This is a genomic window from Magnetospira thiophila, from assembly GCF_054657015.1.
In genome coordinates, this window is record NZ_BAAHXF010000001.1 from 656,157 (window position 1) to 679,722 (window position 23,566).

Consider the following 23,566-nt stretch of genomic DNA (forward strand, 5'->3'; position numbering starts at 1 on the left):
CCCGCGCAACGGCGCTTGGCAACGGGCAAGCTTGGACGCTAGGTTATCGGGAGCGAAGTCGGAGCCCCCATGAAAATTTCCTGGAAGATCTTTTCCTTCACCTTCCTGATCGCCACCCTCACCCTGTCGCTGGTCGGGGCCCATACGGTGACCCGCATCGTCAGCATTCTCACCAACCATACCCTGTCCAGCATTCAAAGCCATGCCAGCCGCGAGGCCAAGGTATTGGAAAACAACATTCGCGGGGCCATGTCCGACACCTTGCTGCTGGCCTCGACCTATGCGGTGCGGGAATTGCCCGCGACGACCTCGGAGGCCGCTCGCCTGGCCATCATTGGCGAGATGCAGGCCACATTCATGACCCTGCTGCACGAGAAACCGTCCTATACCCAGGTGCGGCTGATCTGCCGCACTGGGCTGGAACTGGTACGGGTCAATCAAATCGACGGAGTGGTCGAGGTGGTTGACAATGAGCACCTCCAGGACAAATCGGACCGATATTACTTCAGGGAGAGCATTAATCTGCCGCCGGGGGAACTCTACGTCTCGGAAGTGGATCTGAATCGCGAAATGGGCGAAATCGTCACTCCGCACCAGCCGGTCATTCGCATTGCCACGCCGGTCACCACAAGTGGCGGCGCGGTGGTCGGTGTCATGGTCATCAACCTGGACCTGAACACCTTGCTCGACAAGATCGCCTCCCCGCAACAAGGCGGCATTCTGGCGCTGACCAATGACATGGGAGATTATCTCTATCATCCGGATAACCGCAAAACCTTTGGCTTCGAATTCGGTCGGGAAATCCGTTTGCCCGGAGAATATCGCCTCGTTCCGCAGTGGAATCGCTGGATGCAAAGCACCGAGCCCCCGTCATCCATCCAGTTCGCCACCGACACGTCGATTATCGCCCTGCAAAAAATATTTTTGACCGGCAACATGATATCCGGGCCGGATCGCACGCTGGTCCTCGGAGTCATCGTGCCACAGGCGATGATCAATGCGGAAGGCGAGATCATGCAGCGCCATTTTCAGATCATGCTGATCCTCATCTGCATTCTGCTGGCCGCCGCCCTGGGCACGGCCACGGCTTACATCACCCGGCCCATTCGTGAACTCACCGAGGCCGCCAATCGCATCGCCGCCGGCGAACATGGGGTCCGGGTGCCGACCGGCGGGCGGGATGAAATCGGCATCCTGGCCCAGGATTTCGACGCCATGGTCACGGCCTTGCGAGAAAGCGCCCGGAGCAAGGAACTGGCGGCCCTGGGACGGATGTCGGCGATGGTCGCCCATGACCTGCGCAACGCCCTGTCATCGGTCAAGATTAATCTCCAGATCCTGTCGCAGGAATCCCGCGAAGATGACGCGCAACAGCAAAAGTACGACATTTCCCTGAACCAAGTGCACTACATGGAAAATATTCTGCAAGACCTGCTATCCTTCGCCCGGGCTGAACCGCCGCGGGCTGACTGGTGCGAAATGTCGGAAATCGTGCAGACCGCCACCGTCACCTTGTTGCCCATGGCGGCTGAAAAGGGCGGGCAATTTGTCACCCGGAACCTGGAAACCCTGCCCCGCGTGCGCTGTGACCGCACCAAAATGATCCAACTGTTCCAGAATCTGATCGACAATGCCATGAACGCCCAGCCCGAGGGCGGCGAAGTTCAGATTTTGGGACAACTTGTCCCCGGGGCGGAAGGGCCGGAAGTCCGAATCGATGTGACCGACCACGGCATCGGCATCGCCGACGATGTGCGGGCCCAGTTGTTCGAACCGTTTTTTACCACCCGGACAAAAGGCACCGGTCTTGGGCTGGCCATCGTCAAACGCATTGTCGAGGACCATGGTGGGCAGGTGGAGGTCACCTCCCGGGTTGGCCAGGGCACCACCATGACCGTGGTGCTGCCGGTGGCAGGACCCCCGGTCACAGAACTGCACGGAGAAAATTGACCTTCCTCAGGCAAGCGGGCATGCTGATTCCGCAACTTGATAGGGGCGACGGATCGGCCATGAGCAATAAAGGGCTGTTCGAGCGGGAATTCCAGATTCTGGAAAAATCGAAGGCCGAATTGGCGGCTGCCGAGGGATTGGACCGGGAATCCCATGCCACCTTGGTGGCGGAATACGCCAAGCTGTTGCGTCAGACAAGGAAGCTCACCGCCATCAGCGACCGCCAACAAATGGAACTGCGGACGCTCAATGAGTTGAAAAACAAGTTTCTCGGCATGGCGGCCCACGACCTGCGCAATCCCTGCGGCGTCGTCAGGGGATTCAGTGAACTGATCCTGATGTCCGACAATATGCCGGCGGAGAAGCAAAAGCTCTACATCGGCTACATCAAGGACGCCAGTGACCATATGCTGAATCTGCTCAGTGACCTGCTCGACATTTCGGTCATCGAGAGTGGCAAATTGACCATGAACCCAAGCGAGGCCGATCTAGGGGAAATGGTCGCCAAGAAAGTTCATCTCATGACCATGGTGGCGGATAAAAAGGGCATCAAGATTGAAACCCGGATTGTGGAGACCCCGCGTCGGGTCTTTGATGCGGACCGTCTGGGACAGGTCCTGGACAACCTGCTCACCAACGCCATCAAGTTCTCAAGCGCCGGTTCCATGGTGACGGTTTCCACGTTCGTCTCCGGCCATGAAGTGGGATTTTCCGTCGCCGATCAGGGGCCGGGCATTTCGGAGCAGGATCAGGAAAAACTGTTCGGGACCTTCCAGCGGCTTGAAAATCGACCGACCGGCGGCGAAAAGAGTACCGGATTGGGACTCTCCATCGTCAAGAAGATCGTCCAGGCCCACGGGGGACGGATTACCGTCGACAGCACCCTCGGTCAGGGCACCACCTTCAGGGTCTTCATTCCCGAAAAGTCCTGAATGATCTCATAATTTATTGTCCATCAGGTAGCGCAGGGTCGCCGCCACTTCCTCGGTATTCCAATCGGTGCCCCCGACCACGCCCCCGAGCACGAAGCCGTCGCGGCTGATCAGCAAGGTGGTGGGCAGGATCTCGGTATCGAAAATGCGCGCCAGCTTCTGCGCCGGATCGGCGTAAAGGGTCAGGGCATCCAGGCCATTTTCCTGGAGGAACTTGCGCGGCGATTTGCCCATCTGCGAGCCTGATGCCACCGCCACCACATCCAGCGGCTGACCGGCAAAACGCTTTTGCAAGGCATTGAGATCGGGCATTTCCTTGATGCACGGCGGGCACCAGGTGGCCCACAGGTTGAGCACCACCACCCGGCCCTTGAAGTCTGCCAGTTTCACCGGTTCGTCCATATTGCGGATGAACACCACCGGCGGCACCGGCGGACGGTTGACGGCCAGCCGAAAGCCGTCAATCTGGCGGGCCAGCGCCTTAAACGCCGGGTCCACCGGCGGCGCCTCTTCGGCCCGGGATACGGCGGCAGGCCACAAGATGGACAGGATCATCAACAGACGCAGCATGGGAACTCTCCAGGATCGGGACGCCCCCCTGCATAGCGCCAATGGGGCTTGCACGGCAAGGGTAGGGCGTGTCAAAACTTGGTGACCGGCCCTTCCCCACACGAGAGTCCCATGATGCGCCTAGCCCCGTTCTTCATTCTTTACGCCCTTGTCATCCTGACGGGAGTGCCTGCCGTCGCCGAGGGGGTGCGCATTTTTGAGGCCCAACAAGGTGCCTGGAAAGCCTCCTGCTACAAGGACACGGACGGCGAGGCTCCCTATTGCCATCTTATGGTGCTGCATGTGTTCGCCGACGGTTCCAAGACCGGCAACTTCGTTCGCTTTGGGCCGGTGTTCGATCGCGGCGAAAAGGGCGTGGTGGTGGCCAGCTATCTGGGGTTCGCCCGCAAGAGTGATATTTCCATTCAGGTGGATGACCGGGAGCCCTGGTCCGACCCGGCCCCGACGACCAATCATCTGGTGATCTCCGCCCAGGTCAGTGCCGAGATCCTGGCCGCCATGGCGGCCGGTCAACAGCTTCGCCTAACCTTCAAACCGGCCACCGGCGTGACCCAGGATGTCGAGGTCTCGCTGACCGATTATCGGGACCTGTTGGGTGCGGTCACCAAGGTCATGGCCGGCGAGACTGTCACCCGATAACCGTCACCTCGAACCCGACGCAGGGATCAATGGCGCTGACCAGCAGTCCGGTCCGGCGGCGCAGGTCTTCCGGCGACGCGCAGGCGGTGCCGATCAGCCCGCGCGCCAGGGGACCGTCTGGATGAAAATTCCATTCGGTCGGCGCGACGGTGCGATAGCCGGTGACCGTCTCGCCGTCCAGTTCCACCCGATGGGCCAGCAGCCCGCGCGCCGTTTCGGCCAGGCCGACACCACGGCCCGAGGCGACCGATCCGGCCTGTGATCCAGGCGGCTTCAACAGCGCCCCCGGAGCCTCCAGCACCCCGACCAGCCGGGCCACCATGCGGGCCAGCAGTCCGCGCCCGAAGGCCGTGACAATGTCGGCCACCAAAGGGTGGTCGCCGTGCCGGGCCAGTGCGCCAGTCTCCCGGGGGGTGCCCTCCCAATCGGGGAAGGCGGCGAAATGATCCGCCGTGGCCGGGTCGGCCAGCCGACGCTCGAAATCCCCCGGTTGCAGGGCGGGCAGAAAGGCCGTGTCGCCGTGTCCGAACCCGGCCAGATCCCGACGCTCCACCTCGCACAGAGCCTTGGCGATGGCCGTCGGTGCCCCCTGCCACCACAGCCGGGCCTCGGCCAGGGAGTCGGGCAAGCGCTGCCGGTCCTCGCCCAACGACAGGCGGGTCAGGCGACGGCGCAAATCGTCGATTTGGGACGCCTCGCCGGTCAGGGCGGCGATGGCGGCGCGCAGGGCTCGCAACTCGGCGTCTGCTGTTTCGGTGGCCATTGCCGTCGGCCAATCGAGGCACAGGCGAAGCAGATCCTGATCCAGCGCCTCGGCGCGGATGTGGCGTTCGCGCTGGGCCTCGGTCGCCGGGTCCGGCGTCTGCCCCCGGGCCGCCGCCACCGCCCGCGCGCAGGCCCCGGCTTGCGCCTTGCCGCAGATGCTGAACACCATGCCCATGAGACGCGGGGCCTGATCGGCCGGTCGGCCGGTCAGCAGGCGACCGGCCAGACGCGGGCGGGCCACATCGACCGCCACCTTCGCCACCCGCCCCCCCTCCAGGGTCAGGGAGATGTGCAGCCGTCCCTCATCCATGATCGAGGTCTCGAAGCAACCGTTCAAAAATCATCGAAACCCGGAACGTCCAGTTCGAAAGTCCGTCGTTCGGGACCAGTGTAAAGGAGGCTCGCCTTACGTCGTCGATCGGGACCGAAAAAAGCCTCGGTGCGCACGAAAGGCCGTGGCGAACGGATAACATTATTCAAGCGGCCGCAAAACACCCGGGCCGAGATCGGCTTGACCAGGAATTCGTTTACGCCCGCGTCCCGCGCTTCGAGAATATGGTGCTCCTCGGCAAAGCCGCTGATCATGATGATCGGCAGGAAGGCGTTGGGGCTATCGGCCATGGTGCGGATGGCGCGGGTCAGCTCGACCCCGTCGAGCACCGGCATGTACCAATTGGTGATCAGGATGTCCGGCGCGTTGAGATCCTTCATGCGGGCATAGGCCTGCGCCCCGTTCTGGGCGACCTGAATTTTCCGACAACGGAAGGTGCGCAGCAAAGTCTTGTACAGACTGAGCATATGATAATTGTCATCGACAATCATGATGGAGACTTCGCTGAGATCGAATTCCATCGGTTTCGCGCTTCCTTCCACTTTTCGCCGCCGCCATTCTTGACCATCCCGACCCGAAAATGAACAGGAAAATGCACGTATCCGTTCCCTGCCCCTGCACTCGCTTGCCCAAAACGCTGCGCTGCGTTAAATTGCTTCGCAAGTGCACAATAAATCTGGGAGATGAGTCATGATCCGAGACGCCCGTCCGCGCCGCAGTGTGTTGTACATGCCCGGCTCCAACGCCCGCGCCCTGGAGAAGGGGCGCACTCTTGCCGCCGATGGGCTGATTCTTGATCTGGAGGACGCCGTCGCGCCGGACGCCAAGGCCATGGCGCGCGAGCAGATTGCCAGCGCCGTGAGTCAAGGCGGCTACGGCAATCGGGAATTGCTCATCCGGGTCAACGGCCTCAACACCCCCTGGGGCCATGCGGATCTGGCCGCCGCCGCCCAAACCCCCGCCGATGGGGTCCTGCTGCCGAAAGTGGAAAGCGGCGACATGGTGCGACAGGCTGCCGCCGTCCTGGAGGCGGCCGGAGCGCCCTCGCACATGGCCCTCTGGTGCATGATGGAAACGCCCATGGGGATGCTCAATGCCCAGGACATTGCCGGATCGAGCCCGCGTCTGGCCGGATTCGTCATGGGCACGTCCGATCTGGCCAAGGACCTGCATTGCGCCCATACCCCGGACCGCCAGCCGATGATCACGGCCCTCGGGCTGTGCCTGTTGGCGGCACGGGCCTACGGGCTGGCCATTGTCGATGGGGTCTATCTGGATCTCAACGACGACGCCGGTTTCGCTGCGGCCTGTCAACAGGGCAAGGACTTGGGCTTCGACGGCAAGACCCTGATCCATCCCAAGACCGTCGATGTGGCCAATCAGGTGTTCGCCCCCTCCCCCGACGAAGTGGACTGGTCGCGCCGGATCATTGCCGCCCATGCGGAGGCCGAAGCCGCAGGCAAAGGAGTCGTCTTGGTGGACGGCAAGCTGATCGAAAATTTACATGTGGTCGCCGCCCGGCGGCTGGTCACCCTGGCGGACGCCATCGCGGAGATGTCCTCATGAGCACCAAAACCAACCCCGGCAATTTCTTCGAGGACTTCCGGCTCGGCCAGGAGATCATCCATGCCACCCCGCGCACCGCGACCAGCGGCGACGTGGCCCTGTATACGGCGCTGTATGGCGCGCGCTTCGCCGTGCAATCGTCGGACGCCTTCGCCCGACTGATCGGTCTGGACGGCGCGCCGCTGGACGACCTGCTCGGCTTTCATCTGGTGTTCGGCAAGACGGTGCCCGACGTATCCCTGAACGCTGTCGCCAACTTGGGCTATGCGGGAGGTGTTTTCGGGCCATTGATTCGACCCGGCGACACGCTGGCCACCCGCTCCAAGGTGATCGGCATCAAGGAAAATTCCAACGGCAAGACCGGGGTGGTCTATGTGCGCTCGGTGGGCACCAACCAGTTGGGCGAAAAGGTGCTCGACTACGTGCGCTGGGTGATGGTCAACAAGCGCAATCTCGATGCCCCAACGCCTGAGCCGGTAATTCCCGACCTGCCCGGCGCGGTGGACGTGGCCGACCTGCATATTCCCGAAGGCCTCGACCTGAGCGGCTACGACCGGCAACTGGCGGGCAGCCCGCATGGGTGGAACGACTACGCCATCGGCGAAAAGATCGACCATGTGGACGGCTTCACCCTCGAGGAAGCCGAACACATGATGGCGACCCGCCTCTACCAGAATACCGCCAAGGTGCATTTCAATCAGTTCGAACAAAAGGACGGGCGCTTCGGCAAACGGCTGATCTATGGCGGCCATATCATCAGCCTGGCCCGCTCCCTCAGCTTCAATGGCCTGGCCAATGCCTTCCGGGTGGCGGCGATCAACGGCGGCGTCCATTGCAATCCGACCTTCGCCGGAGACACCATCCATTGCTGGTCAGAGGTGCTGGACAAGATGGCGCTTCCCGGACGATCCGACATGGGGGCGCTACGCCTGCGCACGGTGGCAACCAAGGACCTGCCCTGCGCCAGCTTCCCCCACAAGGACAAGGATGGCAAATATCCACCTGCCGTTGTGTTGGATTTTGATTACACGGTGCTGATGCCGAAATGACGACAACAAATAAAATCAACCCCGAATAACTGATTCACTTTTATTGTCGTCTCCAATCCCCATATGGTATCCTGCGGAGCCATGGACGAGATTGGCCGAATGGAAAAAAATAACAATAATCAGTTCTCTGTGTTATGGACAACCGATATTTTCGGCTGGCTGTCCGGGTTCATACCCAGGGACCGCAATTCAACCCGCCAATACATTTTCGTGTCCGTGCTCATGGCGGTGGCCCTTGCGGCTCGCATGCTCATCGCGCCGATTGAGGGCGGCATTCAGTACGTGACCTTTTTTCCGGCGGTCGCCCTTGCGGCGGTGGTCGGTGGCCTGTGGCCCGGCCTGTTCGCGGCCCTTATCGGCATAGTTCTGGCGACCTATATATTCTGGCCGCCCTATCAGGCCTTCAGAGGTGGCCTGGGAAATTCAGACAGGGGGTTAAGTGGATTTTCTGCCTGAGAGCGGCGATGATGCCGTTGATCGGGAGGAACCATGACGAAGCGTACACGGCGGAACCACACAGCGGCTTTCAAGGCGAAGGTGGCTTTGGCGGCGATCAAGGGAGACAAGACGCTGGCCGAGTTGGCGCAGCAGTTTGATGTGCATCCGAACCAGATCACGACCTGGCGAGGGCAATTGCTGGAGGGGGCATCGGGGGTTTTCGGCGCGAGCCGATCCCAGGCGACGGTGCCGGTTGATCTGAAGGAGTTGCATGCCAAGATCGGCCAATTGACGTTGGAGAATGATTTTTTGGCCGGTGCGCTCGACAAGGCCGGCATGTTGAGCGTAAAGCGATGATCGACCGTGACCATGCCCTGCCGCTGAAACGGCAGGCGGAGGTGCTGCGGCTTAGTCGCGCCAGCCTCTATTACCAGCCCCGACCGGTGTCTGCCGCCGATCTGGCCATCATGCGTCGGATCGACGCATTGCACCTGGACTTTCCGTTCGCAGGCAGCCGGATGCTGCGCGATTTCCTGCGCAACGAGGGCGTTGAGATCGGCCGCGATCATGTCATCACGCTGATGCGGCGCATGGGGATCGAGGCCTTGTACCGGCGACCAAACACGTCAAAACCAGCAGCGGGACACAAGATCTATCCGTACCTGCTGCGCGGCCTACCCATCCTGCGTCCCAATCAGGTATGGGCGATGGACATTACCTACATCCCCATGGCGCGGGGGTTCGTCTATCTCTGTGTGGTGCTCGACTGGTGCAGCCGCCGGGTTCTGTCTTGGCGGGTGTCGATCACCATGACCGTGGATTTCTGTCTGGAAGCGGTCGAAGACGCGCTGGCCAAGTATGGCAAGCCGGAGATCTTCAACACCGACCAAGGCAGCCAGTTCACCAGTGCCCCATTCACCGGCCTGCTGCTGGACAACGGCATCGCCCTCAGCATGGATGGCAAAGGAGCTTGGCGGGATAACGTCTTTGTCGAACGGCTGTGGCGCTCGGTGAAGTACGAGGAGGTCTATCTTCGGGCCTACGACAGCGTTGGCGAGGCGCGGACCTCGCTCGGCCGCTATTTTGACTTCTACAATGGCAAGAGGCCACATTCGAGCCTCGGTCGGGTGCCGCCGGATAGGATCTACTTTGACAACCAGCCCCAGGCGGTGGCAGCATGACGTTCACTGCCGATGCGGGGCCCCACTCCAGTCGGGCTACGCCCTCCCTGCGTGAGGCCCCGCATCGGCGATACAACACGGCAACCGGCAGAGGCTCCACTTATCCAACGCCAAAAACTGTCTGAACAATCCCGGCCAGCTCTTTCACCTTTGAGTTTTCCCGCCACATGGTGATATCCAACGTGGTGTTTCTCATCGACGCCGTCCTGGTTTGTTCGGCCGTCGAAGCCATGCACCGCTACTATCAGAGATTTAAGCATGTGAAAGAGGAACTGCGTCTTGCGGCCAGCGTCTTTCACAATTCGGCCGAAGGCGTGATGATCACCGAACCCAATGGCACCATTAAGTCCGTCAATCCGGCCTTCACCCGCATTACCGGATATGCGGCGGAGGAGGTGGTCGGTCGGCTGCCGAGCGTCCTGCGGTCCAATCTTCACGAAGGTAAATTTTATGGCGACATGTGGAACAAACTGCACCAGGAGCACCACTGGGAAGGGGAGATCTGGAACCGACGCAAGGGCGGGGAATCCTATCTCCAATGGATGCTCATCAATGCCGTCCCGGGAAGAAATGGCAAACCGATCAGCTTCGTTTCCGTATTCCACGATATCACCGAGGCCCGCAGCAAAGACGAGCGCATCCGCTATCTGGCCTTTCATGACGCCTTGACCGGGTTGCCCAACCGGGTGTTGTTCCAGGAGCGCCTCGAACATGCGGTGGATCGTTCGCGCCGCGACGGAATCCGCCTGTCGGTCTGTTTCATTGATCTGGACGGTTTCAAGGCGGTGAACGATTCCCTGGGGCACGACATCGGCGATTTGCTTTTGAAGGCGGTGGCCGAACGCATTCAGGGCAGGCTGCGGCGCGGAGCCGATACCGTGGCCCGCCTGGGGGGTGACGAGTTCGTCGTTCTGATGGAAGACCTCAAGAGCGCGGAACAATGCGCGCATCTGGCGAACGAGATCATCGCCGACATCTCCCAGCCCCTGACCTTGCGGGGCCAGACCGTCCAGGTCGGGGCCTCCATGGGCATGGCGCTTTTTCCCACCGATGCCGACAGCGCGGCGGAATTGATGAAAAGGGCCGATGCCGCCATGTATGCCGCCAAAGCCGCCGGAAAGGGGACTTATCGGTTCCATGCCGATACACAGATGGATCATCATCATGGTTAGGCGCTCGCCGTGACGGACCGTCGCCTCAAAAAACAGGAAAGGCGGGTGCCCTATACAGCCCGCCTTTTCCATTGAAAGCCTTGGTGCCCCCAGCCGGACTCGAACCGGCACGCCCGTAAGGACAACAGATTTTGAGTCTATCGCGTCTACCAATTCCGCCACAGGGGCCCGTGACTTCAGGGCGCCGATCATAGACAAGGATGAGCGGCGGTCAATAGCTTCCTGGGGGTGCTTGTGTCGCTTCGTGCAGGCTGCTACACCAAGTCCTCCACCGAGGTCGATAAAAGGACGCTCCCGTGCTGCAACGGATGTATGACTGGACCATGGGCCTGGCGGCTCACAAGCACGCGCTGCTGGCCCTGGCCCTGATTTCCTTTGTCGAAAGTTCGGTGTTTCCCATTCCGCCGGATATTCTGCTGATTCCCATGGTGTTGGCAGCCCGCGAACGGGCCTGGCGCTATGCCCTGGTCTGCACCATCGCCTCGGTCATCGGCGGCATGTTCGGCTACGGCATCGGCTTTTTCCTGTTCGAACAGGTCGGGCGTCCGGTGCTGGAGCTGTACGGCTATGCGGACAAGTTCGCTATCTTCCAGGCCAAGTACAACGAATGGGGCGCCTGGGCGGTATTCATCGCCGGAGTGACGCCATTTCCCTATAAGGTCATCACCATCCTGTCGGGGGTGACGCAGCTCGATCCGACTATTTTCAGCGTCGCTTCGGTGGCGGCGCGCGGACTGCGGTTCTTTGTGGTCGCCGCCCTGCTGTGGCAGTTCGGGCCGCCGGTCCGCGACTTCATCGAACGGCGACTGGGGCTGGTCTTTGCGATTTTCGTCATCGGACTGGTGGGCGGCTTCGTGGTGGCGAAATACATCATATGAGGAACCCATGATCATTCTCAGATCTTCCACCGTGGCGCTGTTCGTGCTGCTGGTGTCCGTCGGTTCCCTGGCCTTCGCCTATGGGGCGCAATATCTGTTCGATCTCCAGCCCTGTATTTTGTGTCTGTATCAGCGCATTCCCTTTGCCGTGGCCGGGGTGCTGGCGCTGATCGCCCTGCGCTTGCATGGGGGCTGGGCATCGGCTCCGCTCTATCTGGCCGCCCTGGCGTTTATGGTCGGCGCCGGAATTGCCGGTTATCACGTGGGCGTCGAACAGCATTGGTGGGCCGGGACGGAGGGCTGCACCGGCGAGATTCATACGGGGCTGTCGATGCAGGATCTCCAGGCGCAACTGATGGCCACCCCGCTGAAACGCTGTGATGAAATCACCTGGGCCATTTTCGGCATCTCGATCACCCTTTATAATGTGGTCTGGTCGCTGCTGCTGGCGGGGGCGACTCTGTACGGTATCCAGGCTTTCCGACGGGAGAGACGACATTGACCCTTTCCGAACAACCCCTGCGCCCCAAACGGATTCCCGGCGACGCGACCGGTCGTGAGCGAATCGCCCGCATGTTGCGGGTCGATCATGCGGGCGAATACGGGGCCGTGCGCATTTACCAGGGCCAGTTGGCGGTGCTCGGCAAGTCCTCCGACAAGGCCGATACCGTGCGTCACATGCTGGCCCAGGAACAACAGCACCTGGAGACCTTCGAACGCATGGTCAGCACGCGCCGGGTGCGCCCGACCCTGCTCACCCCGTTGTGGCATGTGGCCGGATTCGCCCTCGGGGCCGGTACGGCGCTGCTCGGCGAACGGGCCGCCATGGCCTGCACCGTGGCGGTGGAAGAGGTCATCGACGAACATTATGCCGAACAGATCCGCGACCTGGAGCAGGAAGAACCGGACCTGAGCCAGACCTTTGAAACCTTCCGCCAGGAAGAGTTGGAACATCGCGACATCGGCCTCAGCCACGGGGCCGAACAGACCCCGGGTTATGAACTGCTGAGTTCGGTCATCAAGAACGGCTCGCGGCTGGCCATCTGGCTGAGTACCCGGATATGAGACGCCTGCTGCTGGCCGTCTTCCTATTGGCCCTATGGTCCCTCCCGGGCGGGGCGGCGGAACCGCGCAAGATCGAACTGACCCTCGATACCTCGCCCATGAACTGTCTGGCGGCGGTCATCACGGCGCGGGACATCTATGCCGAGGCGGACGACTTCCTGTTTCAGGGCGACCGCGCCGGCAAGCTGGAAAACAAGATTCTCTACATGATCGGCTCGGGGTTCGAGACCCTGTACCTGGAGGATGTGGCCGGGGGATTGGCCCATAACGTCAAGACCTTCATGGTCGGCGTGTCGCGCTTCGATTCCATGCTGGAGGCCATGAAAAAGACCCCACTGGCCAAAGACTCGCGCAAAATGGAATATTTCCTGGCCGACTGTCAGGTCGCCATCGACGACGCCCTGGCGGCGGAAATCCGCGAATTACGCGCCTTCCGCAGCGGCGCCATCAAGGGGTTGGCTGAGACGCCCCGGAACTAAATCTTCGGGTGGCGCAGACAGGCTACGACGCCGCGCAGGGAGCGGACTTCCTGTTCGGTCAACCGGGCGCGTTGAAAAAGATTGCGCAGATTGCGGATCATCGCCGGGGCCTTTTCCGGCGGATAGAGGAAGCCGCAGGTCACAAGTTCCCCCTCCAGATGTTCGAACAGGCCCTGCAAATCTTTCTTGTCGGCCGGACGGGTCTTGTGCAGGACCAACTCGCTGTCTGGACTGAGATCGCCGGACTGATACCATTCATAGGCCGCCAGCAACACCGCCTGGGCCAGGTTCAACGAGGTGAAGGCGGGGTTTAGCGGCACCTGCAAGATGGCGTCGGCGAGCACCACGTCCTCGTTGGTCAGGCCCTTGGATTCGCGTCCGAACAACAGGCCGCAGCGGTCGCCCTGACCGATGAGGGTGCGCATCTCGGCGGCGGCATGGCGGGCCGTCACCACATCCTTGATCATGCCGCGCGGGCGGGCGGTGGTGGCATAGACCCGGTTGAGATCGGCAATCGCCGCCTCGGTGCTGTCGAAAACTTCTGCCCGGTCGAGCACGATGGTCGCCCCCGACGACGGATTGATCGCCTGCTCATTGGGCCAGCCGTCACGCGGATTGACCAAGCGCATTTGGGTCAGCCCGCAATTGAGCATGGCGCGGGCGACCATGCCGATATTCTCCCCCAGTTGCGGCTCGACGAGAATGATCACCGGGCCGTCGGAAAGCGCCGGGTCCTTGGTCGCGTCAGTCCCCGCCATGGCTCTGGAACAGCTTGTAGATGATGGCGTCGCGCAGCGCGTTGTAGGAGGCGTCGATGATGTTGGTCGAGACCCCGACGGTGGTCCAGCTCTCGCGTAGGGCATCGGTGCTTTCGATCATCACCCGGGTGACCGCGCCGGTCCCCGCCTGCGGGGTCAGGATGCGCACCTTGTAGTCCACCAACTGGATATCGGCGAGCACCGGATAGATCGGCGTCAATACCTTGCGCAGGGCGGCATCGAGGGCGTTGATCGGGCCGTTGCCCTCGGCCACCGACATGTAGGGTTCCCCCTTGGCCTCCAGCTTTACCGTGGCCTCGGACAGGGTGATCAGTTCGCCGCGCGCGTTCCAGCGTCGTTCGTCGATGACCCGGAAACTGTTGCAGCGGAAATAATCGGGCACCCCGCCCATAGCCTGGTGAGCCAATAATTCGAAGCTGGCCTCGGCGCCATCGTAGGCATAGCCATCGAATTCCCGCGCCTTAACTTCTTCGAGCAGCTTGCGCACGTTGTCGTTGCTGTCATCCAGATGGATCCCCAGATCGCGGAACCGGGACAGGATGTTGGAGCGTCCGGCCTGATCGGAAATGACGATATGGCGGCGATTGCCGACCAGTTCCGGCACCACATGCTCATAGGACCGGGGGTCCTTCTCCACCGCCGACACATGCAGGCCGCCCTTGTGGGCGAAGGCGCTCTCACCCACATAGGGCGCGCCGCGCTGGGGTTGCCGGTTCAGCCGCTCTTCCAGGGCGCGGGAAACATGGGTGAGCTGGGTCAACTGGTTGGGGCCGATGCCGGTCTCGTAACCCATCTTCAGCATCAGCGACGGAATGATCGACACTAGGTTGGCATTGCCGCAGCGTTCCCCCAGTCCGTTCAGGGTGCCCTGGACCTGACGCGCCCCGGCCCGCACGGCAGCCAGACTGTTGGCCACCGCGTTGCCGGTGTCGTTGTGGCAATGGATGCCCAGATGGCTGCCCGGAATATGCTGGGCGACCGCCGTCACGATCTCTTCGACCTCGTGCGGCAGACTGCCACCGTTGGTATCGCACAGGACGATCCAGCGTGCCCCGTTTTCATAGGCTGCCTTCAGGCACTCCAGGGCGAAGGCGGGATTGTCCTTGTAGCCGTCGAAGAAATGCTCAGCATCAAACAGGGCCTCTTCCTTGCGTCCTGCCGCATGGCGGATGGAATCGGCGATCAGGCTGACATTTTCCTGTTGGCTGATACCCAGCGCCACTTCCACATGAAAATCCCAGGTCTTGCCGACCAGACAGGACGTCGGGGTATGGGCGTTGAGCACCGCCTGCAAGCCGGGATCGTTTTCCACCGAACGCCCCGGACGACGGGTCATGCCGAAGGCGCTGAAACGGGCGTGATGCAGCGGGGGCAAATCGGCGAAAAAGGCGTCATCGGTGGGATTGGCCCCCGGCCAGCCGCCTTCCACATAGTCAACGCCCAGGCGGTCCAGATCCTGGGCAATGGCCACCTTGTCGGCGGCACTGAAATCAACCCCCTGGGTCTGCGCCCCGTCGCGCAGGGTGCAGTCGTACAGATAGACCCGTTTATCACTCATTTTTCCGGTCCCTTTCTCGGCGTGAGCGGGAGAATGCCCAATCCGGCAGGGCGACTCAAGCCTCATCGGGCGCAAAACGCCTTGGCCTGTGCTTTTCAAGCGGATATGGTTGCTTTTCCATCTTCCGCCGGTCAGGAGGCATCTTCGGCGTGGGCGACAACGACTACCAAATCTGGCGCGCCCGGGTGGAAGGGACCAACATCAGTCCCCAAACCCTGTTGGCGACCGACTACATGAATCACTTCAACGAGATCATCATGTTGTTGGAGATGATTCCCGACATGCCGGATCTGCTCGACGATGCCAGCAATTGGAGCCCCAAAAGCTATACCGAGCATTTTCAGGACAGCCATTTCTCCGACCGGGAATTAGCCATCCAGGCCTATGCGCATGTACCAGTCCGCTACCGGGAGCGCTTCGAAATCACCATCCAGCAGTTGGACCATGTGGTGCTGACCTGCCTGGATCAATTCCGGGAGGTGTTGCAAACCCGGGACCCGGAGCGGATTCGAACCCGGGTGACGACCCTGGTCGAGCTGTTGCATCAATTGGCCGATGTGGCCAACGGCATCATCCATGGCAGCGAGACCGTCATGGATCAGGCGGATATTGATGCCATTATGGGAGTCTCCCCGACCCCGACCGATCGCTCGGAGGCGTTATATATTCAGGACAACAAATGTAAGCCCACTCTCGTCACAAGCTGATTCTGCCAACATAAGGACTGTCCGATGCTTTTCAAGAAAATTGCCGCCGCCCTGGGCGGGCTGGCCGCCCTGGCCACCGCCGCCTGCGAAGAAGCGCCCTTTCAGACTGTGGTGGAATACCGCTTGGGCGGTGACAATTTCTCCTTTTTTCAGTACGCCACATCCCGTGGGCCGTTCTGGATCGACCTGCACGGCAACCCGTTCGGAGGCGACCTCGCCATTCTGGAAGAAACGGTCATTGGGGCATTCAAGAAAGGTGTCCCTCAATTAGCCGGGGTCCGCTTCACCACCGACAAGGCACAGGCGGCCCAACCGGGGCAGCGCCTCGTGGTGATTTTCGGTGCCCCCGCCGATTTAACCCCGTTGCGGATCTGCAATGGGCAGATCCCCGAAGCGCTCGGCGGTCTGGGCAGCAACGGCGAGGTTCATGCCTACACCATCTATTGTTCCGACGAGCAACCCCGCATCGTGGTCAGCGGCAAGGCGCGCGGCGTCACCGGCCCGGACGACCAGAACCTGAAAAAGATGCTGAGCCTCACCCTGCGCGAAATGTTCGCCCCGAGTGCCCTGTAATGAGGTGACTGAAGTCGATTTCCCTACCCTTCCAGGCTCACGATGTTCGCACCCTTTGAATCTCCTCATCCTGAGGTGCGCGTGAAACGCACCTCGAAGGATGAGTGGCCCCAAACGACGCTTTTATGTCGCCTGTCAATTTCCGACAGAGGTTGACAATCGGGGCCGCCTGTCGCAAGCCTCGGAGCCATGCGCCTGCCCCTGTCCTTTCCCCTGGCCGTTGCCATTGTTGCCGCCCTCACGGTGGCGCGGATCGCCGGGCTGTTCCTGAGCGATCTCAATTTGCACGGGGACGAAGCGCAGTACTGGTTCTGGTCCACCACCCCCGACTGGGGCTATTTCTCCAAACCGCCGATGATCGGCTGGCTCATCGCCGCCACTTCGGCGCTGGGCAAGGGCGAGGCCTTCGTGCGGCTGGGCGCGCCGCTGCTGCATGGGGCAACGGCATTGCTGCTCTACGGGGTCGCTGCGTCCCTCTATGACCGGCGGGCGGCCTTCTGGACAGCGATGGTTTATGCCACCCTGCCCGCCGTGAGTTTCTCTTCGGCGCTCATATCCACCGATGTGCCGTTGCTGTTTTTCTGGGCGCTGGCCCTGCTCGCCCTGGACCGACTGCTGGCGACCCGGGGGCGGCCTTGGGCGGTGCTGCTGGGACTGGCCATCGGGCTGGGGCTGATGAGCAAGTACGCCATGGTCTATTTTCTGCTCGGGCTGGGGCTTTATCTGGTCTTCACGCCCTCCCAGCGCGGGCTGTTGCGCTCCCTGCGGCTGCTTGAGGTGCTGCTGATCGCCGGGCTTTGTCTATTGCCCAATCTGCTGTGGAACATGGATCATCACTGGGTCACCGCCGGTCACACCGCCTCCAACGCCAACTGGACCCAGGCCTTTAGCCATCCGGGCAAGGGGCTGGAATTCGTCGGCGCGCAGTTCGGGGTGTTCGGGCCGATTCTGCTCGGGGCGTTGCTCATCCGACTGGGGCGTTGGCGGCGCGATCCCTTGAGCGAGGCTGACAGACGGCTGCTGTTTTTCTCGCTGCCGGTGCTGCTGCTGGTGACGGCGCAAGCCTTCGCCTCACGCTCCCATGCCAACTGGGCGGCCACCGCCTATGTGGCGGCGACACCGTTGGTCACCGCCTGGCTGCTGCGGGTCGGGCCGCGCTGGCTGAGCCTGTCCACTGCCTTACATGGCTTGGGCGTGTTGGCAATTTTGGTGGTTTTCTCCGGGGCCGTGGCCCTGCCCTTGAAAAAGGACCCCTTGGACAAGCTGCGCGGCTGGGCCGAGGTGGGGGCGCGGGTCGCCGCTGTGAGCCGCCCGCTCCATCCCACGGCGATCCTCGTCCATGACCGGTTGCTGATCGGCCAACTGCTGTATTATCTGCCCGATTCCCCGGCCCCGCTACGCATGTGGCCGGGCGATGCGGCGATCCATAATCATTACGAACTGACCCTGCCGCTGACCCCGGACCTGGGCGGGCGGGTGTTTTACCTAACAGAGAAGGGCGAGGACACCTCCATTCCGCCGCTGGCCCGCCGGATCGCGGCGACCGGCGAGATGGAAATCCCTTTGACCTCGGGGACAGTCCGGGCGTTCACTTGGTATCTGTTGGAAGATTTGCGGAAGTTCTGATGTCGAGCCTGACCCGAACCACCATTGTTCTGTTGATCCTCACCGCCGTCCTGGCGGAGCTGTTTCATCTGCTGCCCAACATTGATCTGTGGATTGCGCGGGCGATCTATGAGACGGCGCGCAATGCCTTTCCCTGGCAGAACACGCCGCTGGGGGAATTCATTGATCAGGATCTGCGCAAGATCCTGGTGGTAGTGATGGTCCTGTTCGTGCTCGACGGCATCCGGGGCTGGATGGGGCGGCGGACGCTGCTCGGCCTGCCGCCGCGCGGCTATCTGTTCGTGCTGGTCAGTCTGGTTTTAAGCGCCGGGCTGCTGGCCAATGTGCTGCTCAAGGATCATTCCGGGCGGGCCCGGCCCAAGGATCTGGCGGAATTCGGCGGTCAGGCCACCTACAGCCCACCGCTGACCCTGGCCCATCAATGCCAGAAGAACTGTTCCACCGTCGCCGGAGACGCGGCCTTTGCCTTCAATGCCCTGGCGCTGGCTCTGCTGGCCCGACGGCGGCGACCAATGTGGATCGGTATCGCCACCGGAGTCGGCCTGTTCGCCGCTGCGGCGCGGGTGATGCAAGGCAAGCATTTCTTCACCGACGCGGTGTTCGCCAGCCTGTTCACGGTGCTGGTGGTGCTGGTGCTTTATGCGGTGATGATCAAGCGTTCGGCACCCAGCGCCGCAACAACGCCGCCATCATGATGGCGATCCCGGCGGCCAGCACGGCATCCCCCAGATAGACCTCCCCGGCGAATACCCGCAACAGCGACGTGACCCCGCCGACCATCAGCAACGGGGACCGCCAGGAGGCGGGCGCGACCACCAACGCGGCAGCCAGCAGGCCCCACAGGCCCTCCGCGTTCTGACTCAGCAAGGGCAGGTCGGCAGCCCGATCGGTCGCCCCGGCGCCGATCAAGGCTTCGATGGCGGCGCGGGGTTGATAGTACCCGACGACGATGGACAACAGGTTCATCATCAAGGTGGTGGCTGCCCAGACCAACAGCACGAACAGCACCCGCGCCCCGACCGCTCCACGCCGGAAAAGGCCCCACAGGACCCCCAGCCCGACCCAGGGCAACGGCAGACCGAGCAGCGCCGCCATCCCCAGAGCCTGTCGCACCGGAGGGCTGTTGAAATCCCGGGCCTGGGCCATCAGGCCCGGGTCCACGAAGGCGGCGCACAGCAGCCAGACCGCCAGCGCGCCGAGCAGCAACCGCGAAAGGGGATGATGGAACAGGGTGTTGAACATGCGGGCGATCCTAGCCGCACATCACGAGCGGTGCTAGGATGAAATCATGAGCCATCTTGTTGTGCGCTTTTTCGGTCTGTTGGTGACGTTCCTGCTGCTGGCCGGGAGCGCGGCCCAGGCGCTGACTCCGCCCGACACCCCGGCTTCCTGCCGCGAGAGCGGGCTGCGCCTGCTCAGTGAAATGGCTTTCAACGATCCCCTGGCCCCACCGAGCGAGGAAGGTACGCCGGTGGTGGTCGATGTGGGGCTGTTCCTGCATCGCCTGACGGTGCCGGAAGGGCAACGGCAAAATCTGGATCTTGATGTTCTGATCACCGAAGTCTGGTGCGATCCCCGACTGGCCTCGGTGGACATGACGCCGCAGGTCCTCGACCGGGAGCGGGCAGAACAGTTCCTGCGCGCCCGCTGGTCGCCGGATCTGGCATTTCTCGGAGCCGTGGAATCGCCGCGACGACTCAATCTGGAAGTGGTGGTGCATCCGGATGGCACTTTGGAGAGCCGCGAACGGCTGGCGGTGAGCACCGACGTTCGATTCGACCTGCTGCACTATCCGTTCGACCGGCAGAACCTGAAAATCGCCCTGGAATCCTTTGCCTGGCCGGCGGTTGTGCTGACCCTGAACCCGGACCCGGCGCGCAGCGGCGTGGCGGTCACCGCGCCCCCCGCCGACTGGCGGCTGGATGACCTGTTGAGCCGTCCGGATCTGGTGCGCGAAGTGCGCGACCCGGCCCTGTTTTCCCGGCTGGTGTTTTCCCTGCGCATGCAGCGCGATCCCACCTCGGCCCTGGTGCGGATCGTGCTGCCGTTGCTGATCGTCGTCGGGGGGTCCTGGCTGGTCTTCTGGATGGGCGGCGAGACGGGCCGTCGTCACCTGATGTCCATAAGCTGGATGCTGGCCGTGCTCGCCCTGCGCCTGCTTTCCGAACCCGCCCTGCCCCGCCCGGGAGGGTTGAGCTATCTGGATGCGGTGACCCTGTGGGCCTTCACCATGGTGACGGCGACCCTCGGCGTGAATGTGCTTATCGGTCGGTTGCACACGGACCTGCGCCTGGAAAAGGCCCGGTCGCTGGACGACCGGGCCAAGGTGGTGATGCCTGTGATCTTCATTTCCGGTCTGGTGCTGCTGACCGGCCTGTTCTTCGAGTGACTACAGCAAGGTCAGCGCCCCCACGTTGAGCAGGGCGAAGACCAGCAGGAACAGCCCCAGGGCGATGATCGCATATCCGCCCATGAAGTAGAGGATACGCAACGGCACCGGCGGTTCGGGAACCATCGCCGCCTCAAGCCGCCCTTCGCGTTCCAACCGGGCGACCCATTCCGGATGCTCTTCACGGGCATGGTCGAGATCCATGGTGCCGTCGAACATGGCGGCATTGAAGGGCAGGGCCGTGGGCCGGAAGTGTTCCACATAGAAGTGGACGGTGAAAATATGGCCCATGGCGAGCACCGCCTCGATGCGATGGACCCACAGGGCCACATTGAGCAACCAGCCGGGCATGAAGTCGCTGGACAGCACCGGGTCGTAGAGCATCAACCCGGTGACGCCGACGATGATCAAGCCCCACCAGACGGCCCAATAATCGAACTTCTCCCACCAGCTCCAGCGATCGAACCGGGGGGCCTCGGCCAGCCCGAAAATCCACAGGAAATGTTGGACGAAGCCTTTCACATCGACCCATTGATAGACGATGGTCTCGGGGCCGAACAACGAGCCCGGAAAGCGCGACCAATCGACGCGGGTCAACAGATAGAGAATGTGCGAGACAAAGCCGAACAGGAAAATCAGCCCGGCGATGCGGTGCCAGTACAACACCCCCTGCCAGCCGCCAAACGGGGCGGCCAGCGAGCGGCCCCAGGCGGTCTCGATGAACATCCAGGCCAGCCCGGTCACCCCCATGGTGAGAAACAGGATGATCAGGGCGAAATGCCACAGACGTTGTCCCGCCGAGAAGCGTTTCAGCCGCCGTTGATTAGCTGCCATGACCGGCCCTCCCCCGTAGTTTGTCGAGCAGTTCCCGCAGCCCCCAAAGGGCCACATAGGGGATGAAGAAGGCGAACACACCGCCCGCCAACAGGACCATCACCCAGGTGGCGTAATAAAGCAGAGGAAAGTCTTCCCGCGTCGTCCCGGCCAGGGGATTGGGTTCGTGCACCACATAGGAGGCGAACGACGGGCTCGCCCCTTCGTGACACTTGGCGCAGACATAGGCATGGCGGCGGATCGGATTCATCGCCGAGTAGTAATGATTCACCCCGGCGATGGGACTGTCGCGATGGCACTGCACACAGGTGATTCCCATGCGGGTCATGTGCATGTCGCGGAAGTAGTCGCGATGACAATCGGTGCACAGGCTGCGCGGACTGTAATCCGCCACATCCTGATGGGCGTCGGCCTTGAACGACGACCGGCGGACGCCTTTTTGATAGGGGCCGCCACCCCACAGCCAGTCGAGTTTCTTCGGCTGCTGCTGATAGAGGCGGTAGGACCCGGGCAGGGTATCCTGGTCGCGGTAGAATCCGCTATTGGACCCGGCCAGTTCGGCCCCGGTGGTCGGCGCCATTTGCGCCGCCGCCGGGAGGGCCATCCAAAGCCCCGCTGCCATCGCCCAGAGAATAAGGCGTAGGACCATGACGATCTCTCCTTCTTTCAGGTCAGAGGGGCCGTCAGTTGGAACCCATGCCGTCCATTTTCACCCCTGAAGCGGCGGACTTCCGAGCTGTCAGATCATCCCATTGCTTCTGCAATTCCGCCGGGTCCGCGTCCTTGTGGTGGTGGCAGGTCTGGCAGGAGTTGGGAATGCCGATTTCGAGGGTCATCTTCGGCAGGATGGCCTGGAACACATGGCTGCGGATATCGCCGGACTCGGCACTCTTGGCGATGCGCGGCATATGGCAGTTGGTGCAGTTGCCGAACGAATGGACCGAGTGCGCGCCGACTTGTGACGTCTGCTCATGGCAGGACAGGCACAATTGGTCGCCCTGGACCTTGGTCTTGCCGCTGAACGTCGGGTTGCCCAGTTCGTGGACCACATGGCAGTCCACGCAATCAATGTTGCTGGCCGCATGGCGCGACTTGGTCCAGTCGATGTATTGCTGGTGATGCCCCTTGGAGAACTCATTGGAATACAGGTGCTTGTCGCCAGTCTGGATGGATTGATAGTAGCTTTCCAGTGCCTTGCCGGGCAGGAATCCGACCGGCCATCCGGCCCCTTTGTGCTGGGTCGCCTTGCCCCGGTTGTGACAGGACCCGCAAATTTGCGTTGCCACGCCGCCGGTCAGCTTGGCCGGATTGACGATGGTGGCGCGTTTTTCGAAGGTTTCGGTGACCGGCAGGGCGGCATGATGCGACCCCGGACCATGGCAGGCCTCGCAGCCCACGCCAGGTTCATTGAATGTCTTTTTCTCCAGATCGACGCCGGTGGCATGACAGCCACCACATTTCAACAGCCAGGGCCGTTTGTCCCAATCGGCTTCCTCGTAATTCACCCAGGTGCCGGAGTCGATGTTGAACTGGGTCGGGGCAATGTAATAGTCACCATCCTTTTTCACGAGGTAACGCTGCTTCCATTGAGAACCGATGGTGTAGTGAACATCTTCCATTTTCGGCACATACATTTCCGCCGATGGAACTTTAAGCTTATCCTCGATTTTTGCCAGATCGGCCCGGATGACGGTTTCGTCCAACGTCGTCACAAAAGCGTCGGCGTTCGCCTTGACATCTTGCAGCATCTTGCTGTGCAGCGTCTTCTTCCAGGCATCGTAATGCTCCAGATGGCAGGTCTTGCAGACCTCGGTGCCGATATAGGTCTTGGGTTGCGCCAACAGCTTCTTGGCGTCGAGTTCTTGTGCCTGAACGCCCGAAGCCAGGGTGATCCCCCCCAACGCCAGAATGATGCCGCCGAGCGCAGCAAAAAGATGCCCCCTCATGTACGCCTCCCTGAAATGTTGCCTACTTGAATTTTATTTAGGGAGTATAGAATATTTTTTATTGCTTTTGAATTGTTTAGCTTAATTTATTTTGGAAATTATATAGCTTAAATAGGTTATATTATAATAATGCATTAAT

The 23,566-nt window shown here is 61.6% G+C and carries 26 protein-coding genes and 1 tRNA gene; 17 read left to right on the forward strand and 10 right to left on the reverse strand.

All coding sequences use genetic code 11. The annotated features are described in order from the left end of the window. Positions 1-69: 69 nt before the first annotated feature. Both ACYQ1P_RS03125 and ACYQ1P_RS03130 read left to right on the forward strand, forming a co-directional pair. On the forward strand, positions 70-1,950 hold the full coding sequence (locus tag ACYQ1P_RS03125; protein WP_460018920.1) for an ATP-binding protein: 1,881 nt from the start codon (positions 70-72) through the stop codon (positions 1,948-1,950). Positions 1,951-2,009: 59 nt separating this feature from the next. Beyond that, entirely contained in the window at positions 2,010-2,882 is an 873-nt protein-coding gene (locus tag ACYQ1P_RS03130) for a sensor histidine kinase (protein WP_460018921.1), read from the forward strand. Positions 2,883-2,888: 6 nt separating this feature from the next. On the opposite strand, the gene ACYQ1P_RS03135 is transcribed toward ACYQ1P_RS03130, so the two are convergent. Next, the gene (locus ACYQ1P_RS03135; protein ID WP_460018922.1) at positions 2,889-3,452 is read right to left on the reverse strand and encodes a TlpA family protein disulfide reductase; all 564 of its coding nucleotides are present in this window, start codon (positions 3,450-3,452) and stop codon (positions 2,889-2,891) included. 111 nt (positions 3,453-3,563) lie between these two features. Between ACYQ1P_RS03135 and ACYQ1P_RS03140 the strand changes: the two genes are divergently transcribed. After that, positions 3,564-4,091 (forward strand): invasion associated locus B family protein, encoded by a 528-nt coding sequence (locus ACYQ1P_RS03140; RefSeq protein ID WP_460018923.1) that lies wholly within the window; start codon positions 3,564-3,566, stop codon positions 4,089-4,091. On the opposite strand, the gene ACYQ1P_RS03145 is transcribed toward ACYQ1P_RS03140, so the two are convergent. Both ACYQ1P_RS03145 and ACYQ1P_RS03150 read right to left on the reverse strand, forming a co-directional pair. Then, positions 4,081-5,166, reverse strand: coding sequence for a nickel-dependent hydrogenase large subunit (locus tag ACYQ1P_RS03145; RefSeq protein WP_460018924.1), 1,086 nt, complete (start codon positions 5,164-5,166; stop codon positions 4,081-4,083). The two genes, ACYQ1P_RS03140 and ACYQ1P_RS03145, sit on opposite strands and share 11 nt — an antisense overlap. A gap of 23 nt (positions 5,167-5,189) precedes the next feature. Continuing rightward, complete coding sequence (locus ACYQ1P_RS03150) at positions 5,190-5,708, reverse strand: response regulator (RefSeq protein WP_460018925.1); 519 nt, start codon at positions 5,706-5,708, stop codon at positions 5,190-5,192. 169 nt (positions 5,709-5,877) lie between these two features. Between ACYQ1P_RS03150 and ACYQ1P_RS03155 the strand changes: the two genes are divergently transcribed. From ACYQ1P_RS03155 to ACYQ1P_RS03175, 5 genes are all read left to right on the forward strand, one after another. Next, positions 5,878-6,753 (forward strand): HpcH/HpaI aldolase/citrate lyase family protein, encoded by an 876-nt coding sequence (locus ACYQ1P_RS03155; RefSeq protein WP_460018926.1) that lies wholly within the window; start codon positions 5,878-5,880, stop codon positions 6,751-6,753. After that, complete coding sequence (locus ACYQ1P_RS03160) at positions 6,750-7,802, forward strand: MaoC family dehydratase (protein ID WP_460018927.1); 1,053 nt, start codon at positions 6,750-6,752, stop codon at positions 7,800-7,802. The genes ACYQ1P_RS03155 and ACYQ1P_RS03160 overlap by 4 nt, the downstream gene beginning before the upstream one ends. A 99-nt stretch (positions 7,803-7,901) precedes the next feature. Further along, entirely contained in the window at positions 7,902-8,258 is a 357-nt protein-coding gene (locus ACYQ1P_RS03165) for a DUF4118 domain-containing protein (RefSeq protein ID WP_460018928.1), read from the forward strand. Positions 8,259-8,291: 33 nt separating this feature from the next. Continuing rightward, a protein-coding gene (locus ACYQ1P_RS03170) for an IS3 family transposase (RefSeq protein WP_460018929.1) occupies positions 8,292-9,421 on the forward strand; the annotation gives its coding sequence in 2 pieces (ribosomal slippage) (positions 8,292-8,553 and positions 8,553-9,421; 1,131 coding nt in all). Between the two features lie 167 nt (positions 9,422-9,588). Next, positions 9,589-10,593, forward strand: coding sequence for a diguanylate cyclase domain-containing protein (locus ACYQ1P_RS03175; protein ID WP_460018930.1), 1,005 nt, complete (start codon positions 9,589-9,591; stop codon positions 10,591-10,593). Between the two features lie 81 nt (positions 10,594-10,674). Here the strand turns inward: ACYQ1P_RS03175 and ACYQ1P_RS03180 are convergent. Beyond that, positions 10,675-10,761 (reverse strand) — tRNA-Leu (locus tag ACYQ1P_RS03180). A 128-nt stretch (positions 10,762-10,889) separates the two neighbouring features. Here ACYQ1P_RS03180 and ACYQ1P_RS03185 point away from each other — a divergent pair. The 4 genes from ACYQ1P_RS03185 to ACYQ1P_RS03200 are packed head-to-tail and all read left to right on the forward strand — an operon-like array spanning position 10,890 to position 13,015. Continuing rightward, positions 10,890-11,471 carry a YqaA family protein gene (locus tag ACYQ1P_RS03185; protein ID WP_460018931.1) on the forward strand — a complete coding sequence of 194 codons (582 nt, stop codon included), beginning with the start codon at positions 10,890-10,892 and terminating at the stop codon, positions 11,469-11,471. A 7-nt stretch (positions 11,472-11,478) separates the two neighbouring features. Further along, on the forward strand, positions 11,479-11,973 hold the full coding sequence (locus ACYQ1P_RS03190; RefSeq protein ID WP_460018932.1) for a disulfide bond formation protein B: 495 nt from the start codon (positions 11,479-11,481) through the stop codon (positions 11,971-11,973). Continuing rightward, positions 11,970-12,536, forward strand: a complete 567-nt coding sequence (locus ACYQ1P_RS03195) for a demethoxyubiquinone hydroxylase family protein (RefSeq protein ID WP_460018933.1) — start codon at positions 11,970-11,972, stop codon at positions 12,534-12,536. The genes ACYQ1P_RS03190 and ACYQ1P_RS03195 overlap by 4 nt, the downstream gene beginning before the upstream one ends. Next, positions 12,533-13,015, forward strand: a complete 483-nt coding sequence (locus ACYQ1P_RS03200) for a hypothetical protein (protein WP_460018934.1) — start codon at positions 12,533-12,535, stop codon at positions 13,013-13,015. The genes ACYQ1P_RS03195 and ACYQ1P_RS03200 overlap by 4 nt, the downstream gene beginning before the upstream one ends. Here ACYQ1P_RS03200 and ACYQ1P_RS03205 read toward each other — a convergent pair. Both ACYQ1P_RS03205 and cimA read right to left on the reverse strand, forming a co-directional pair. Further along, a complete protein-coding gene (locus ACYQ1P_RS03205; RefSeq protein ID WP_460018935.1) occupies positions 13,012-13,773 on the reverse strand; it encodes an RNA methyltransferase in 762 nt (253 codons plus the stop codon). The genes ACYQ1P_RS03200 and ACYQ1P_RS03205 overlap by 4 nt on opposite strands. Then, entirely contained in the window at positions 13,760-15,352 is a 1,593-nt protein-coding gene (gene cimA, locus ACYQ1P_RS03210; protein ID WP_460018936.1) for a citramalate synthase, read from the reverse strand. The genes ACYQ1P_RS03205 and cimA overlap by 14 nt, the downstream gene beginning before the upstream one ends. A gap of 149 nt (positions 15,353-15,501) precedes the next feature. Between cimA and ACYQ1P_RS03215 the strand changes: the two genes are divergently transcribed. The 4 genes from ACYQ1P_RS03215 (at position 15,502) to ACYQ1P_RS03230 (ending at position 18,953) form a co-directional block, all read left to right on the forward strand. Next, a complete protein-coding gene (locus ACYQ1P_RS03215) occupies positions 15,502-16,059 on the forward strand; it encodes a hypothetical protein (protein WP_460018937.1) in 558 nt (185 codons plus the stop codon). A gap of 24 nt (positions 16,060-16,083) precedes the next feature. Continuing rightward, the gene (locus ACYQ1P_RS03220) at positions 16,084-16,632 is read left to right on the forward strand and encodes a hypothetical protein (RefSeq protein ID WP_460018938.1); all 549 of its coding nucleotides are present in this window, start codon (positions 16,084-16,086) and stop codon (positions 16,630-16,632) included. A 189-nt stretch (positions 16,633-16,821) separates the two neighbouring features. Further along, the gene (locus ACYQ1P_RS03225) at positions 16,822-18,258 is read left to right on the forward strand and encodes an ArnT family glycosyltransferase (protein ID WP_460018939.1); all 1,437 of its coding nucleotides are present in this window, start codon (positions 16,822-16,824) and stop codon (positions 18,256-18,258) included. Beyond that, on the forward strand, positions 18,258-18,953 hold the full coding sequence (locus ACYQ1P_RS03230) for a phosphatase PAP2 family protein (RefSeq protein ID WP_460018940.1): 696 nt from the start codon (positions 18,258-18,260) through the stop codon (positions 18,951-18,953). The genes ACYQ1P_RS03225 and ACYQ1P_RS03230 overlap by 1 nt, the downstream gene beginning before the upstream one ends. Here ACYQ1P_RS03230 and ACYQ1P_RS03235 read toward each other — a convergent pair. Beyond that, positions 18,910-19,500: a hypothetical protein gene (locus ACYQ1P_RS03235; protein ID WP_460018941.1), complete on the reverse strand. Its 591-nt coding sequence runs from the start codon at positions 19,498-19,500 to the stop codon at positions 18,910-18,912. The two genes, ACYQ1P_RS03230 and ACYQ1P_RS03235, sit on opposite strands and share 44 nt — an antisense overlap. A 46-nt stretch (positions 19,501-19,546) precedes the next feature. Between ACYQ1P_RS03235 and ACYQ1P_RS03240 the strand changes: the two genes are divergently transcribed. After that, a complete protein-coding gene (locus ACYQ1P_RS03240) occupies positions 19,547-20,647 on the forward strand; it encodes a ligand-gated ion channel (RefSeq protein ID WP_460018942.1) in 1,101 nt (366 codons plus the stop codon). Here the strand turns inward: ACYQ1P_RS03240 and ACYQ1P_RS03245 are convergent, their stop codons facing one another. Genes ACYQ1P_RS03245 through ACYQ1P_RS03255 form a run of 3 tightly spaced genes read right to left on the reverse strand, consistent with a single transcriptional unit; the run spans position 20,648 to position 23,427 of the window. After that, a complete protein-coding gene (locus ACYQ1P_RS03245) occupies positions 20,648-21,481 on the reverse strand; it encodes a formate dehydrogenase subunit gamma (protein ID WP_460018943.1) in 834 nt (277 codons plus the stop codon). Continuing rightward, positions 21,471-22,130, reverse strand: coding sequence for a hypothetical protein (locus tag ACYQ1P_RS03250; RefSeq protein WP_460018944.1), 660 nt, complete (start codon positions 22,128-22,130; stop codon positions 21,471-21,473). The genes ACYQ1P_RS03245 and ACYQ1P_RS03250 overlap by 11 nt, the downstream gene beginning before the upstream one ends. A 34-nt stretch (positions 22,131-22,164) precedes the next feature. Further along, positions 22,165-23,427, reverse strand: coding sequence for a multiheme c-type cytochrome (locus ACYQ1P_RS03255; protein ID WP_460018945.1), 1,263 nt, complete (start codon positions 23,425-23,427; stop codon positions 22,165-22,167). Positions 23,428-23,566 lie beyond the last annotated feature (139 nt).